The organism is Actinomadura logoneensis (assembly GCF_003428695.1).
GTDB classification, from domain to species: Bacteria; Actinomycetota; Actinomycetes; order Streptosporangiales; family Streptosporangiaceae; genus Spirillospora; species Spirillospora logoneensis.
Genome location: NZ_QURH01000256.1, coordinates 13,191 through 27,626, shown reverse-complemented (window position 1 = coordinate 27,626; position 14,436 = coordinate 13,191). Strand labels below are relative to the sequence as shown.

General features: G+C 73.2%; 11 protein-coding genes. 2 read left to right on the top strand and 9 right to left on the bottom strand.

The features are described 5' to 3' along the window. Positions 1 to 57: 57 nt before the first annotated feature. The 3 genes from DZF91_RS15200 to DZF91_RS15190 form a co-directional block, all read right to left on the bottom strand. A complete protein-coding gene (locus DZF91_RS15200) occupies positions 58 to 1,818 on the bottom strand; it encodes a serine/threonine-protein kinase (protein ID WP_117358123.1) in 1,761 nt (586 codons plus the stop codon). Between the two features lie 88 nt (positions 1,819 to 1,906). Then, complete coding sequence (locus tag DZF91_RS15195) at positions 1,907 to 3,124, bottom strand: C40 family peptidase (RefSeq protein ID WP_199486647.1); 1,218 nt, start codon at positions 3,122 to 3,124, stop codon at positions 1,907 to 1,909. A gap of 96 nt (positions 3,125 to 3,220) precedes the next feature. Then, positions 3,221 to 4,327 (bottom strand): hypothetical protein, encoded by a 1,107-nt coding sequence (locus DZF91_RS15190; RefSeq protein ID WP_117358122.1) that lies wholly within the window; start codon positions 4,325 to 4,327, stop codon positions 3,221 to 3,223. 270 nt (positions 4,328 to 4,597) lie between these two features. On the opposite strand from DZF91_RS15190, the gene DZF91_RS15185 reads away from it, so the two are divergent. After that, positions 4,598 to 5,233: a prepilin peptidase gene (locus DZF91_RS15185; protein ID WP_117358121.1), complete on the top strand. Its 636-nt coding sequence runs from the start codon at positions 4,598 to 4,600 to the stop codon at positions 5,231 to 5,233. A gap of 138 nt (positions 5,234 to 5,371) precedes the next feature. On the opposite strand, the gene DZF91_RS15180 is transcribed toward DZF91_RS15185, so the two are convergent. From DZF91_RS15180 to DZF91_RS15170, 3 genes are all read right to left on the bottom strand, one after another. Continuing rightward, positions 5,372 to 7,039, bottom strand: a complete 1,668-nt coding sequence (locus DZF91_RS15180) for an LCP family protein (protein WP_117358120.1) — start codon at positions 7,037 to 7,039, stop codon at positions 5,372 to 5,374. A 107-nt stretch (positions 7,040 to 7,146) separates the two neighbouring features. Further along, positions 7,147 to 7,818 (bottom strand): hypothetical protein, encoded by a 672-nt coding sequence (locus DZF91_RS15175; RefSeq protein ID WP_117358119.1) that lies wholly within the window; start codon positions 7,816 to 7,818, stop codon positions 7,147 to 7,149. A 316-nt stretch (positions 7,819 to 8,134) separates the two neighbouring features. Next, entirely contained in the window at positions 8,135 to 9,184 is a 1,050-nt protein-coding gene (locus DZF91_RS15170; RefSeq protein ID WP_117358126.1) for a LysR family transcriptional regulator, read from the bottom strand. A gap of 349 nt (positions 9,185 to 9,533) precedes the next feature. Between DZF91_RS15170 and DZF91_RS15165 the strand changes: the two genes are divergently transcribed. After that, positions 9,534 to 10,364, top strand: a complete 831-nt coding sequence (locus DZF91_RS15165; RefSeq protein WP_117358118.1) for a hypothetical protein — start codon at positions 9,534 to 9,536, stop codon at positions 10,362 to 10,364. 198 nt (positions 10,365 to 10,562) lie between these two features. Here the strand turns inward: DZF91_RS15165 and DZF91_RS15160 are convergent, their stop codons facing one another. The 3 genes from DZF91_RS15160 to DZF91_RS15150 form a co-directional block, all read right to left on the bottom strand. Continuing rightward, positions 10,563 to 11,246, bottom strand: coding sequence for a Crp/Fnr family transcriptional regulator (locus DZF91_RS15160; protein ID WP_117358117.1), 684 nt, complete (start codon positions 11,244 to 11,246; stop codon positions 10,563 to 10,565). Between the two features lie 386 nt (positions 11,247 to 11,632). Further along, positions 11,633 to 12,403: a succinate dehydrogenase/fumarate reductase iron-sulfur subunit gene (locus DZF91_RS15155; RefSeq protein WP_117358116.1), complete on the bottom strand. Its 771-nt coding sequence runs from the start codon at positions 12,401 to 12,403 to the stop codon at positions 11,633 to 11,635. Next, entirely contained in the window at positions 12,400 to 14,430 is a 2,031-nt protein-coding gene (locus DZF91_RS15150) for a fumarate reductase/succinate dehydrogenase flavoprotein subunit (protein ID WP_117358115.1), read from the bottom strand. Before DZF91_RS15150 ends, DZF91_RS15155 begins: the two co-directional genes overlap by 4 nt. Positions 14,431 to 14,436: the final 6 nt, after the last annotated feature.

The window sequence follows — 14,436 nt, the reverse complement described above, 5'->3', positions numbered from 1 at the left end:
GGGCCGCCGCCGGGCCGCCGTCGGCCGTCGCCGAGCCGGGGGCCGGGCGGGCACAGGTCAGCCGCCGCGACCGCCGTCTCCGGCGCGGAACCCGGTGTAGACGGCCTCGGTGGCCGCCCCGCCTGGGGCACGGTTGTCGCGTCCCACGACGATGCCGGTCGTGAAGCCGGACGGCGGCGGCGTCATCAGGTCGGACGCCGACACGACCCGCGCGCCGTTCACCCAGCCCTCGACGCGTACGCCGTTCGCCGTCACGTCGCAGACGGCGCGCAGATCCACCGCGCCGCCCGGAGTCCCCGCCGGACCGGCCGACCGGCCGAGCCGCCACCCCGTGACGCCGTCGCTTCTGCGGACCGCGACCTGCCCCGAGCGCGCCACCAGCACTTCGTACCGTGTCTGGCCGCCGACCCCGCAGAACACGCCCGCCTCGTCCGCCGGATCGGCCGACCGGAGCCGCACCGGCGCGTCCACGGCCAGGTGCGGCCGGACCGTGTCCGACGGCGCGGGGAACGAGTGCCACGACGCGGGGAAGAAGGTCCGGACGACCAGCCTTCCGTCGGCGTAGGCACGGCTGAAGCCCTCGCCGCTCACGTCGGGCCAGTCCGCGCTCGGCGTTCCGCCGAAGCGCCGGTCGGCCGAGGGCTTGGCGTCCGACGGCCAGAGCGCCCACGCGCCGCCCGCGACCGCCGCGGCGACGGCGAGCGCCGCCACGCCGACCGGGGCGATACGGCGTCCCCTCCGGCGCGGTGCCGTGCGCGCGTCCGGGGCAGGCTCGTCCTCCGAATCGAGCAGGCGCGTGGTGCCGTCGCGTGACGGCGGCGTCCCGGCCGTGCCGGGAGACGCGGGACTTCCAGCCCTCCCAGACGGTCCGGGCGTCCGAGACGGTCCGGGCGTCCCAGAGGGGCCGGGTGTCCCGAGGGCGGGACGCGGCGGCTCGGCGCGCTCGGACCGTTCGGTCGGGGAGCGTCCGGGCAGGCGCGCGGCGGCGCGTTCCGGGTCCCGGACGCCGATCAGCTCCTCCAGCAGCTCCGTCGCGGTCGGCCGCCGTGCCGGGTCCCGTCGCGTCGCGCGTTCCACCAGGTCACGCAGTTCGGGCGGGCCGAGGCCGTCCAGGTCCGGCGTCCCGTGGACGGTCCGGTACAGCATCTCGCCGACCGTCCCGCCGTCGAACGGGAGCCGCCCGGTGCCCGCGAACGCGATCACGCAGCCCCACGAGAACACGTCGGCGGCCGTCGTGATCGGCTCGCCGGCCAGGCCCTCCGGGGCCATGAACGACGGCGTGCCCATCGTCTGGTTCGCCTGCGTCATCGGCAGGTCCACGCCGAGCGTCCGCGCGATGCCGAAGTCGATCACACGGGGCCCGAACGGGGACAGCAGGATGTTGGCGGGCTTGAGGTCCCGGTGCACCACGCCCGCGCCGTGGATCGCGGCGAGCGCCGTCGCGACCCCGGCGGCGAGGCCCTCCAGGTCCGCGCCGCGCCGCGGGCCGTGCCCGAGGATGACCTCCTCCAGCGTCGGCCCCTGGATGTACTCGGTGACCACGTACACCGGTTCGCCGTCGAAACCGGCGTCCAGCACGGGCGCGGTGCAGAAGGGGCGGACCTTCAGCGCCGCCGTGACCTCCCGCCGGAACCGCTCCCGGAAGTCGGGGGCCGTGGCCAGGCCCGAATGCAGCACCTTGACCGCCACGCTCCGCCCGTCCGGCGCCTCGGCGAGGTAGACCGTGCCCATCCCGCCCCGGCCCAGCACGCGGGCGATCCGGTACGGCCCGACCCGTTCCCCCGGAATCCGCGGTGGTTCCGCCTCGACCGACGTCATGCGAGTGACCGTAACGAGGCCGTCGCCGTCCGGGCAAGGCTGTCGGCGCCCCCTGGCACCGCGCCCGGCCCGGCCCGGCACGGCCGCGTCAGCCGAAGCGCCTCGCGGCCGTGGCGCCGCGTCCGGCGAGCGGCGAGATCTTCACGACGTCACCTGTCTGTGGTGCCTCGACTATCTGATTATCGCCGTAATAGATGGCGACATGATGTGGAACCGGTAGCCCGAAGAAGACCAGGTCACCTGGTTGCAGCGCGTTGAGGGGGACGCGGATGCCGCGCGAGTCGTCCTGCTGGTTCCCCGTGAAGTGGCCCAGGGCGATGCGGCCCTTCGACGCCTGGTAGACCGCGTACAAGGTCAGGCCGCTGCAGTCGAAGCCGAGAGTCGACGCACCGCTGTACCCGCCGGGCGAGCAGCAGATGCCGAAGGACGGCCCGCTGTAGGTGCCGCCTCCCCAGGAGTAGGGAGTTCCCTGCCAGCACAGAGCCCAGGCCACGACCCGTTCCCCGAACGGCTTGGAGTCGATGTCGACGCTCTTGTCCTTGGCGCACTTGTTGATCGCCACGCCCGCGCCGCCGGTGGGACCGAAGCCCGCCTGGGGTTCGCCGGTGTAGGGGGTTCCGTCGGCCTTGTCCACGAGCCGGATCTTGAAGACCTCGCGGACGTCGTCGAAGTTGCCGTTCGGATAGGCGTGGACCTTGCGGCCATTCCCTGTGCACCAGATGTCGGCCATCGGGCCGAGACCGGTGTCCCCGGCCTGGGGAGGCTTGGGCGTGTAGATGCAGTCCGGCTTGATGATCTTGGCGGACGCCCCGGCGGTGCCGAACCGGCCGATGCCGCTCTTCCCCTGGTTGTCGGTGCACAGGTTGCGGCGGTGGCGCAGGTCGTCCCGCTCCTGGGAGGTCAGCTCGTCGTCCTTCTTGAGCTGGCAGTTCCGGCTGCGCACCTTGACCGTGGCGTTGTCGCCGAGCATCCCGGAGAGCTTGGCGCTGACGACCTCGGTCTTGTTCTCCTCGGCGTACTTGCGCGCGCCGACGGTCGGCGGGTCCGTGACCAGCCAGTACCCGGCCCCGTCGGGGGGCTGCCCCTGGAGGAGCATCTGGACCTGCTGGTCGCGGAGCGGGGCCAGGACGCCGAGGGCCGCGGCGTCCGCGCCGCCCTGCGTGTAGGTGAACATGTCACCGGCCTGCGCGATCCGCCCGAACAGCAGGAAGCCCGCCGCCAGGATGACGGCCATGCCCATGATGAGTGTCGAGGTGGCGAGGCCGGAGTCCCCCTGCCGGCCACCGGACCTGATCCGCAGTAGCACCGTTACCCGCCATCAGTGATCGGAAGGATTCCTCGAGCACCGTAGAACCCGGTGGTTTCGGACAACAGGGCCCGTGGTCCCAAATCGGGCCGCTTGTCAGGGAGCGGGTGTGCCGAAGGAGTGCGGTGGTCTGCGCGGAGGCGCCGAGGGGGAGTCCGGCCCGCGAACGGTCTCCGCGTCGGTGTCGGACGTCCCCGCCTCCGTCCCCGCCTTGTCAGAGGCGTCGGATCGCTCCATGTCCGCGGCGGGTTCGTCGTCGGAGTCGTCGCCGTCCGTGGCCGCCGGCCGCCTGCCCGAGGCGACCAACCGGTCCTCCGGAAGGAACGCGCTCGGCCTGTCGCCGGCCGTCAGTGGCGCACCGGGAACGGGCATGGGCGCGGACGGCGTATCCGGCACGGACGGCCGGGTAGGGGCGAACGGCGTGTCCGGGGGAGACGACGCCACCCGGACGAAGGGGTTCGGAGTCGGGGGAAGCGTCGGCACGGGAGGGAAGGAGTAGGCGTTGCCCCGGGAGGCTCCTGCGGCTTGGGCGGCCTGGGCCAGGGCGGTCGCGGAAGCCTGCGTCTGCGTCTGTGTCTGCCCCTGAACCTGCACCGGCGGCTGCTGGGTGTGGGCGTGCTGGGTCTGGACGGAGGAAGGCTGTCTCATGGCCTGTTCCCGTTCGTCGAACCGGCCCTCGGCCTGCGCGGACCGCTGGTGAGCGGCCTCGGACGAGGGTAGGTCGTGCTCGGGCCGTTCGAGGAGATGCTGCGGGGTCAGGATGCCGTGCGGGTCGCGCAGGCCGCCCCCGCCGTCCCAGACCTGTTCGGGGCGCTTCGCGGCCTGGCGGGCGGCGTTGCCGATGACGCTCGCGAGGACGATGCCGACGGCCCCGCCGAGGAGGGCTTCGATGAGCTGCAGGACCGTTCCGAGCGTCGACTGGCCGGGGATGACCGGCACCGCCGTCCCGGCGAGCATCGCGAGGGTCGGCATGGGCAGCGCCACGGCGACCACGACGAGCACGCCGTGGCGCGGCCGGGTGGCCGAGGCGGCCACGTAGGTCATCACCATGCTGCCGAGGATCCAGGGGAGGTGGACCCGCGCGACCCGGGCGTACTCGTCCACCGGGCCCGTCCCCTCGGCGGGGGCGAGCGCGGCGCGTGCCAGGAGGGCGATGGCGGCCACGAGCACCGCCAGCAGCCAACCGTTCAATACCGCGCGCATGTCCGGCACGGTATGTGCCGGATCCGGCCACCCCAAGGGCCTGCGGACCTATACGTCCCGGCCGCGGCCGGGCGGCCGGGACCGGCGTGTCGCCGCAGATGAGCCCGGCGGAGGCGGACCGGGGGCCCGGTTTCACCCGGACCGCAGGACCCTGGATCCGTTTTGGCCTCTTCCGCGTCGAAAGGGGCGTTGGGCCTGGGGGCTCATGTGCTTTCCGGGCCTGCCGAGTTTGATGACGCTCAAATTATCGGTGCGGGACAGGGGGAAGTGATGGTCATCCTGGCGCTGACCGCCCTGGGACTGCTGGTGGGGTCCCTGGCGGCGCCGCTCGCCGCGCCCTACGTGGGCGAGGTGCCCCGGGGCCGCCGTGTCGCGATGGGGATCGTGACCGCGGCGGGGTTCGGGCTGCTCGGGTGGCGGGTCGGGTGGCAGCCGTACCTTCCCGCCCTGCTCTACCTGGTGGCGGTGGGGACGCTGCTGTGCTTCATCGACGTCGCCGTGAAGCGGCTCCCCGACCGGTTCACGCTGCCGTCCTACGGGATCGCGGCCGTGCTGCTCGCGGCGGCCGTCCCGTTCACCGACGACGGGTTCTCGCGCTTCGGGAACGCGCTGCTCGGAATGGTCGTGCTGCTCATGATCTACGGGGTCCAGGTGGTGGTCGTGCCGTCCGGGCTCGGGCTCGGGGACGTGAAGCTGTCCGGGCTGCTCGGGCTCTACCTCGGCTGGTTCGGGCAGAGCGCGTGGGTGCTCGGGCTGCTGCTGACGTACCTGAGCGGCGGGCTCGTCGCGATAGCGCTGATGCTCGTCCGCCGCACCCGGAAGGGCGAGTTCCCGTTCGGGCCGTACATGGTCCTCGGCGCGGTCGCCGCCGTCCTGCTCGCGCCCGCCTTCGCCACGACGACCTGACGCGTCGTCCGCCCGGGGACGATCTGACGCGTCGTCCCCGGGCGCGTCTCCGGCCGTCCGGCCGTCCGGCCGTCCGGCCGTCCGGCCGTCCGGCCGCCCCTCGTTCCGCCCCTCGTTCCGCGCTTCACACCGCCGTTGTCATCCGCAGATGTTCTGGTCGGGTTTCACGCCGCCGGTGATGGCGTCGAGGGCCTTCGGTGGGAGCAGCTGCAGGCCGTCGGTGCCGAGGACGAGGCGGAGCGTGCCCGGCGGGGTGGCCGGGTCCGGGGTGAGGACGGCGGTCGGGGCGATGCGCGCGAGGCGCGTGGCCTGCCCCTCCGCCGAGGGCGCGAACGACAGGCTGGTCTGCCGCACCGGCGCGGCCTTCTCGACCTTCTTCTGCACGTCGAACCCGCGCCGCTTCAGCTGCTGGACGATGCGCGTGACGTTCTCCTGCGTCGCCCCGGCCGCGACGACCGTCACCCGGACCTTCACGGGCGGCTTCGGCCGGTTCGACGGGGTCGCCCCCTGCGTGGGACCGGCCGCGCCGGACGGCCGTCCGCTCGGCTCCGGGGTTCCGAGCGCGGCCACCGGCCTGCCCGCCGTCTGCGGCGCCGGCGGCGCGGCGGGCAGGTCGTTGTCGTGCCGGATCGCCTCGAACAGCGCCTTGGCCTGCGTCTGGTCCCACTGGACGCGGTTGGGGTCGGGCGCGTACGGCTCCACCGGAACGGTGACGAACCGGACCTGTCCGGCGCTCATGTCCTTGAGCCCGTTCGCGATCTTCCTCATGCCGCCGAGGTCGAGCTCGTCGTCGGTGGTGACCGACTCGGTGGCCGCCTTGAGGAAGCGGTACGTCTTGGCCGGGTCGGTCAGCATGGACGAACCGGACGCCTTGTTCACCACCGACGCCATGAACTTCTGCTGCCGCTGGATGCGTTCGAGGTCGGAGCCGTCCCCGAGCGAGTACCGGGCGCGGACGTAGCCGAGCGCGTCGTCGCCCTTCACGGTCTGCCGCCCCGCCTTCAGGTGCAGTTCGGCGCGCGGGTCGTCCACGGGACGGTCGAGGCAGATCTCCACGCCGCCGAGCGCGTCCACCATCCGCTTGAACCCGACGAAGTCGACCTGGACGAAGTGGTCGATGTGGATGCCGGTCAGCGACTCCAGGGTCTTCCACGTGCAGGTCGGGCCCGCGTTGGCGAACGCCTCGTTGATCATTCCGAAGTGCGCCGGGACGTCCGCGCCCTGCTCGCGCCTGCACGCGGGCATTCTGACCATCGAGTCGCGCGGGAAGCTGATCCCGACGGCCTCGTCCCGGTTCGGCGACAGGTGCAGCAGGATCGTGGTGTCGGACCGCGCGCCCGCGATCTCCGCCGCCGAGCCGTACCGGCCGTTCTCGCCCTCGCGCGTGTCCGACCCGACGAGCAGGATGTTCAGCGACTTGTTCAGCTTCGCCGGACGGTTCGCGCCGAGCCGGTCCTTGACGTGCTCCTGCCGGATGTTGCCCCGCAGGTCCTGGTAGAGCCAGGCCGCGATGCCCCCGCCGAGCAGCACGACCCCGGCCATCCCGCCCGCGACCCACCGCAGCGCGCGCCGCCGCCGGGCCTTCCGCTGGACCGGCCGTCCTGCGCCGTCGCCCTCCCCGCCCAGACCCGGGACGACCGGCGGCTCACCCGGAGCGTCACCGCCCACGGCCGTGTCCGCCGCCGCGCCCGGCGCGTCCTCGGGGACGGCCTCGGACCGCGCGGCCCCGTCCGGTGGGACGGACGGGTCGGCGTCCTCGGGGTGGCCCGCGCGGGGACGTTCGAGTTCGGGGTCTTTGTCGCTCATCCGGTCCCGTTTCAGGTCAGCACTGGTGCAGGCGCGGGACGCCCAGCCAAATTATGGGGCCGAACGGTACGAAGTTCGCAGGCGGCCCCGGCGACGCCGCCGAGAGGTCAGGACGGGTTCGTCCAGTTCGGCCCGTCGGCGTGCGGCGGCGCGTCCCCCGGCGGGGGCTGCACGGCGGGCGGCGGCGGCTCCACGGGATACGGAGAGTGCCCCGGCGGGACGTGCCCGTACGGATGACCGCCCGGCTGTCCGTACGGCTGCCCGTACGGATGTTCGCCCGGCTGCCCGTAAGGCGCGGCGGCGGCGACCGGACGGAAGTAGGACTTCGCGTCCCCGGTCCACAGCAGGATGACGGTGGCCAGCCCGATCAGCCAGGTCACGCCGCTGATCGCGAAGCTCGCGGCGTCGCCGGCGCCGAGCCCGACCCGGCCCGTCCCGCCGGTCGCCATGATCGCCCCGCCGGACAGGGTGCTCAGCGTGTGGATGCCGAAGAACACCGTTCCGGTGATGCGCGCCCAGGGCCGTCCGGCCCGGTTGGTGAACGCCATCCAGAGCCACAGTCCGGCCCCGAGCAGCGCGAACAGCACGGCGAACGCGATCGCGACCGCCATGATCGCGTCCAGGTTCCCCTCGGTCGGCGTCGTCCCGCTCTCCGCCAGCTTCGTCCGGAACTGGTCCCGCAGCGCGCCCATCCGGACGACGGTGACGAGCAGCCCCAGCACCTGCGTCGCGGCCCCGGCCAGCATCAGGAGGAACGCGACGCGCACCCGCTGCGGCACAGGCGGACGCTCCGGCGCCGCTCCCTGCGGAGCGCCCGGATAGGGAGGAGAACCGTAGGACATCGCCAGCTCCGTCCGTCAAGGACGCCACCGAGACGCCCGCCCGTCTATCTGTACTGACTACCGACCACCCGGAACGGTTCACGTCCCGGGCCGGAAACAAAGGCGAACCACGCCCGGCCGAACGGCGAACCCGGCGCCGTCGCCGCCCTCTGGCGCCCGGAGCCAGGCCGGATGTGAACGCGCGTTGCGCGTACGTGCCCCTAGAACCCGCGGGCACTGCCGCCTCGGGCCGAGTGCGGGAGCCCGGCGGAGGTCAGGGCGTGAGGAGGGTTTCGACGCCGGCGGGAAGGGTTCCCGCGAGCCCCGCCTCGATGAGGAAGTTCTCCAGCGTCTCCTGGAACGCGCGGGCGGCGTGGGTGAGGTCGACGTCCTTGCGGTGGGCGAGCGCGATCGTCCGGCGCAGGCCGTGGCCGGACGGGCCGCGCCGGCCGCCGCGGGACGGGTCGTCCTCGTCGGTGATGACCAGCGACGTCCCCTGAAGGCCGGGGCGCCCGGCCAGCACCATGCTCGGCACGACGGCGATGCCGAGCCCGGCCTCGACGAAGCGGAGCACGGCGTCCATCTCGCCGCCCTCGACCGCGAAGCGCGGCTCGAAGCCCGCCGCGCGGCACGCGCCGATCGTCGCCTCGCGCAGGTCGTAGCCGGACCGGAACATCACCAGCGGACGGTCCCGCAGGTCGGAGATGTGCAGGTAGGGACGGCGCGGCAGGCGGCAGCCGCGGTCGGCGAGGCGCCCGCCCACGCCCGCCTCGGCCGGACGCCCCCGCGCGTCGGTCGCGGGGCCGGGGGCGGGCGAGGCGACCACCAGGTCCTCGCGCAGGATCGCCGTCGTGGACAGCGGCGGGTCGCCGTGCAGCGGCAGGATCACCAGCGCGAGGTCGAGCGACCCGCGGGTCAGGTCCCGCACCAGGTCGCGCGAGCCGCCCTCCTCGACCAGCAGCTCGATGCCGGGGTAGGCGTCGTGGAAGCGGCGCAGGACATCGCCGAGCAGCCCCGCGCACAGCGACGGCGTCGCGCCGAGCCGGACCCGCCCGCGCCGCAGCCCGGCGAGCTCCTGCACCTCCAGCCGGGCGGTGTCGACGTCCGCGAGGATGCGCTTGGCCAGCGGGAGCAGCGCCTCGCCCGCCGGGGTCAGCGTGATGTTGCCGCGCGCCCGGCTGAACAGGGACGCGCCGAGCTCGGTCTCCAGCGCCCGGATCTGCTTGGACAGCGACGGCTGGGCGACGCGCAGCAGCTCGGCCGCCTGCGTGAAGTGCCTGACCTCCGCGACCGCGACGAAGTAGGCGAGCTGCTGCAACTGCACGCTCACAGGGTAGGGGCAGGCCGCGCCCGGCCCTCTGGCCGACCCGTCGGGACGCGCCGTGTCCCCAGGTCGCCGCCGCTGAGACCGCTCCGGAACCGGGCGGGCGCCGACGTCCGGCGGGGGAGGGCGGGCGCCGCCGGGAAGGGGCCGGACGATGATCACTTTCGGCAGCGGAGGGTGCGCCGAGCACGGAACCCGCGGCCGTTTCTTGTCACTTCCTGAGCATCCGCCACCGGAGAATCCCCCGCACCTGATCTATCCGCCCAGGTAAGAGCGCACTTATGCTTCCGCTGCCCGGGGCGGCGTCGCCCGCCCGGGTCAACTCCCGCCCCATCCGCACGGAGCATGCATGAAGCGTCTGTTCACCCGGACCGCCGTGGCCGCCGGCCTGGGCGCCGCCCTCGCCGCGGGCCCCGCCGTCGCGGCGCACGCCGACGCCGCCCCCGGCTACACCCCGAGCGCCGCGGACTTCAAGAACTGCCCGGCCGTCCCGCAGGGCGCGCAGTCCTGGCTGTGGAACTGCGTCGCCATCGTGATGACCGGCGGCGAGATGAAGCTCGGCGGCCTCACCCAGAAGATCACCACGCCGATCACCGTCCCGGTGGCGGTCGGCCTGCACGAGTGGAAGCTGCAGATCCGCACCCCGGACGGCGGCTTCCGCAGCGACCCGATCGCGATCCCCAAGGAGTCGGCGCCGCTCGGACTGGACGGCTTCCAGGTCCGCGTCCAGCAGGCCGGGGCGATCACGCTCGGCAAGTACGTCCTGCCCGACAGCATCCCGCTGAAGCTGAAGACCGAGTTCACCAAGCTCGACCTGCTCGGCGACAAGTGCTACATCGGCAGCGACGCCCAGCCGATCGCCCTCACGCCGAACCTGTCGAACCTGTCGCTCAGGAACATGAACGGCACCTGGGTGATCCCCGCGAAGATCACCGACTCGGCGTTCTCGGTGCCCGCCGCCACCGACTGCGGCCTGCTCACCGGCGTCATGAACACGCTGGTCGGGCTGCCGAGCGCGAGCGGCAGGAACCGCGCGGACATCGACGTGGTCATCCGCGTCAAGAACTACGCGTTCGGCCAGGTCACCGACGCGTTCGCCAAGGACCGCGGCATCACCGCCGGGAAGGTCCTGCCGTCGCTGAAGTCGGCGAAGGTCCCGCGCAGCCCCATCGCCTCCTGACCGGAGGCCCGCAGACCAGGCCGCCGCGTTCGCTTTCCCGGACGCGGCGTCCTGCTTTTCCACCCGCCACCCGCCACCTGCCACCCGCGCCGCCACCTGCCACCCGCGCCGCCACCTGCCACCCGCGCCGCCACCCGTCACCCGCGCCGCCGCGCGCTTCAGCCGTCCGCGGGGCGTCGTCCGTCCCGGCCCGAGAGGTCAGCGGGCGTGGCGGCGCAGGGCCTGGAGGTCGTGGACGATGACGCTCCGCCGTCCCGTCTCGATCCAGCCGTGCCGCCGCAGCGTGCGCAGCGCCTTGCTGACCGCCTCCCGGGACGCGCCGACCCACCCGGCGAGCTCCTCCTGCGTCAGGTTCAGCGTGATCTGGACGCTCGGGCCGCCCTCGCCCGTGTACGGGACGCCGAACCGCTCGGCCAGTTCCACCAGCCTCTGCGCGACCCGTCCGGTGGCGTCGAACATGCCGAACTCGACCCGGCCGCGGTCCGCCTCGCGCCACCGCTGGCACAGCATCTTCATGATGAGGAACGAGACGCGCGGGTTCGCGGCCAGGTAGGCGCGGAAGTCGGCGGTGGTGAGCCCGAGCGCCCGCGCGGGCTCCAGCGTCTTCACCGACGCCGACCGCGGCTGCCCGTCGATCGCGGCGACCTCGCCGAGCAGCGCCCCCGGCCCCCGGACGCCCAGCACCGCCTCGCCGCCCTGCTCGCGCGTGGAGAACGCCTTGACCCGTCCGGACAGCAGCACCGCCACCCACAGGCCGTCCTCGCCCTCGTGGAACAGCGTCTCGCCGCGGTCGAAGGACCGCACCCCGCCGCGCGACTCCAGGTCGGCCCGCTCGGCCGCGGTGAGCTCGGCGAGGAAGGAACCCGGCTCCAAGGCGCTCATCCCTCCACGCTAAGTCGCGGGCGCTCCGGGGGAACCCACGACGGTAGAACAAATCAAGTGCCCGTTCTGTGCACTTCTACCTATTAACCGCGCTTCGTCCGCGCGAGGGTGGAGCGCGGCACGGTGGCCCAGATGTCACGGTGGCCGACGGCGTTCACGGGGAACGGCGGTGGCGACGGGCGGCGGTGACGGGGGCACGCCGCCCGCCGTCACGCCGTCCCCGTCCGCCGGACGCCCCTCCCGACGGGCTGGCCTTTTCCCTTCCAGTGCCCCTCGCCTCCCCGGCGCCCCGCGCCTCCGCAGCCGCGCGCAGTGGCCGCGGAACGGCGGGTGAAAACCGAGACGGCCGCCGGAACCGTGTTCCGACGGCCGCCCGGGGTCCGGGGTCACGCGGACGGCGTGTCCTGGCCCTTCTTCACGATGCCGAGCTTGGTCCCCAGCCACACGACCGGGTCGTAGCGGCGGCCGACCACGCGCTCCTTCATCGGGATCAGCGCGTTGTCAGTGATCTTGATGCCCTCGGGGCACACCTCGGTGCAGCACTTGGTGATGTTGCAGAAGCCGAGGCCGTGGTCCTCCTGCGCGATGTTGCGCCGGTCGGCCTCGTCCGCCGGGTGCATCTCCAGCTCGGCGATCCGCATCAGGAACCGCGGCCCCGCGAACTCCGGCTTGTTCTCCTCGTGGTCGCGGATCACGTGGCAGACGTTGTTGCACAGGAAGCACTCGATGCACTTGCGGAACTCCTGCGAGCGCTCGACGTCCACCTGCTGCATCCGGAACTCGCCCGGCGCGGTGCCGCCCGGGTCGAACGACGGGATCTGCCGCGCCTTCTCGTAGTTGAACGACACGTCCGTCACCAGGTCCCGGATGACCGGGAAGGTGCGGACGGGCGTGACCGTGACGACCTCGTCCGGCTCGAAGGTCGACATCCGGGTCATGCACAGCAGCCGCGGCATGCCGTTGACCTCCGCCGAGCACGAGCCGCACTTGCCCGCCTTGCAGTTCCAGCGGACGGCGAGGTCGGGGGCCTGCGTCGCCTGCAGCCGGTGGATGATGTCGAGGACGACCTCGCCCTCGTTCACCTCCACCGTGTAGTCGGTCAGCTCGCCGCGGCCCTCGTCGCCGCGCCACACCCGGAACTTGGCCTGGTAGCTCACTGCTCGGCCTCCTCGTCAGCCTCGCCGTCCGCCGGATCCGCCGCGGCGCCCGCCGCCGTGCCCACCGGGTCCGGCTCCACCGGGCCGCCGGGCAGCTCGGCCGCGGTGAGGTACTTCTTCAGCTCGTCGGTCTCGAACAGCCCGATGAGGTCGTCGCGCATCGGCTCCATCGGCTGCCGCCGCAGCTCCACGCGCGCGCCGGTCACCGGATGGGACGCGTCGCCCGACAGCCGGCAGACCAGGTTCACCTTGCGCCAGTCCGCCGACATCGCCGGGTAGTCGTCCCGGGTGTGCCCGCCCCGGCTCTCCTGCCGTTCGAGCGCCGCCCGCGCGACCGCCTCCGACACCAGCAGCATGTTCCGCAGGTCGAGCGCCAGGTGCCAGCCCGGGTGGTAGCCGCGCCCGCCCTCGCCGTCGCCGCCCGCGCCCGCGCCGACCGCGACCGGCGTGACACCGACGCGCGCGACGCGTTCGCGCAGCTTGTCGAGGGTCTCCAGGGCCTCCCGCAGCTCCGACTCGGTGCGGATGATGCCGACCAGGTCGTTCATCGTCCGCTGCAGCTCGGAGTGCACCGCGTACGGGTTCTCGCCGTCCGGACGGCCGAACGGGGCGAGCGCCTCCGCCGACGCCGCCGCGACCTCCGCCTCGGGGACGGCCGGACGGGTCTCCAGCCCGTCCACGTACTCGACCGCCCCGAGCCCGGCGCGCCGCCCGAACACCAGCAGGTCCGACAGCGAGTTGCCGCCGAGCCGGTTCGAGCCGTGCATGCCGCCGGAGCACTCGCCCGCCGCGAACAGGCCGGGCACCAGCGCCGCCCCGGTGTCCGGGTCGACCTCGATGCCGCCCATCACGTAGTGGCAGGTCGGCCCGACCTCCATCGGCTCGGCCGTGATGTCGACGTCCGCCAGCTCCTTGAACTGGTGGTACATCGACGGCAGCCGCCGCTTGATCTCCTCCGCGCCGCCCGGCATCCGGTCGACGACGGTGAGGAACACGCCGCCGTGCGGCGACCCGCGCCCCGCCTTCACCTCCGAGTTGATGGCGCGCGCGACCTCGTCACGCGGCAGCAGCTCGGGGGGACGGCGGTTGTTGTCCGGGTCGTCGTACCAGCGGTCGCCCTCCTCCTCGGTCGTCGCGTACTTGTCCTTGAAGACCTCGGGGATGTAGTCGAACATGAACCGCTTGCCGTCGGAGTTGCGCAGCACCCCGCGGTCGCCGCGGACCGACTCGGTGACCAGCAGGCCCTTCACCGACGGCGGCCAGACCATCCCGGTCGGGTGGAACTGGACGAACTCCATGTTCAGCAGCGACGCCCCGGCGAGCAGCGCCAGCGCGTGCCCGTCGCCGGTGTACTCCCACGAGTTGGACGTCACCTTGAACGCCTTGCCGATGCCGCCGGTGGCCATCACGACCGCCGGGGTCTCGAACACCACGAACGTCCCGGACTCCCGGACGTAGGCGAACACGCCGCAGACGCGGCCCTCGACGTCCTTCAGCAGCCGGGTCACGGTCGTCTCGGCCCAGACCTTGATCCGCGCCTCGTAGTCGCCGTGCTCGCGGTGGTCCTCCTGCTGCAGCGCCACGACCTTCTGCTGCAGCGTCCGGATCATCTCCAGGCCGGTGCGGTCGCCGACGTGCGCGAGCCGCGGGTACTCGTGGCCGCCGAAGTTGCGCTGCGAGATCCGGCCGTCCTTGGTGCGGTCGAACAGCGCGCCCCACGCCTCCAGCTCCCACACCCGGTCGGGGGCCTCCTTGGCGTGCAGCTCGGCCATCCGCCAGTTGTTCAGGAACTTCCCGCCGCGCATCGTGTCGCGGAAGTGGACCTGCCAGTTGTCGTTCGGGTTGGCGTTGCCCATCGCGGCGGCGGCGCCGCCCTCGGCCATCACCGTGTGCGCCTTGCCGAACAGCGACTTGGAGATGACGGCGACCCGCTTGCCCTGGAGCCGCGCCTCGATCGCCGCGCGCAGCCCCGCTCCGCCCGCGCCGATCACGACGACGTCGTAGGCGTGCCTCTCGATTTCGGTCATCAGGGG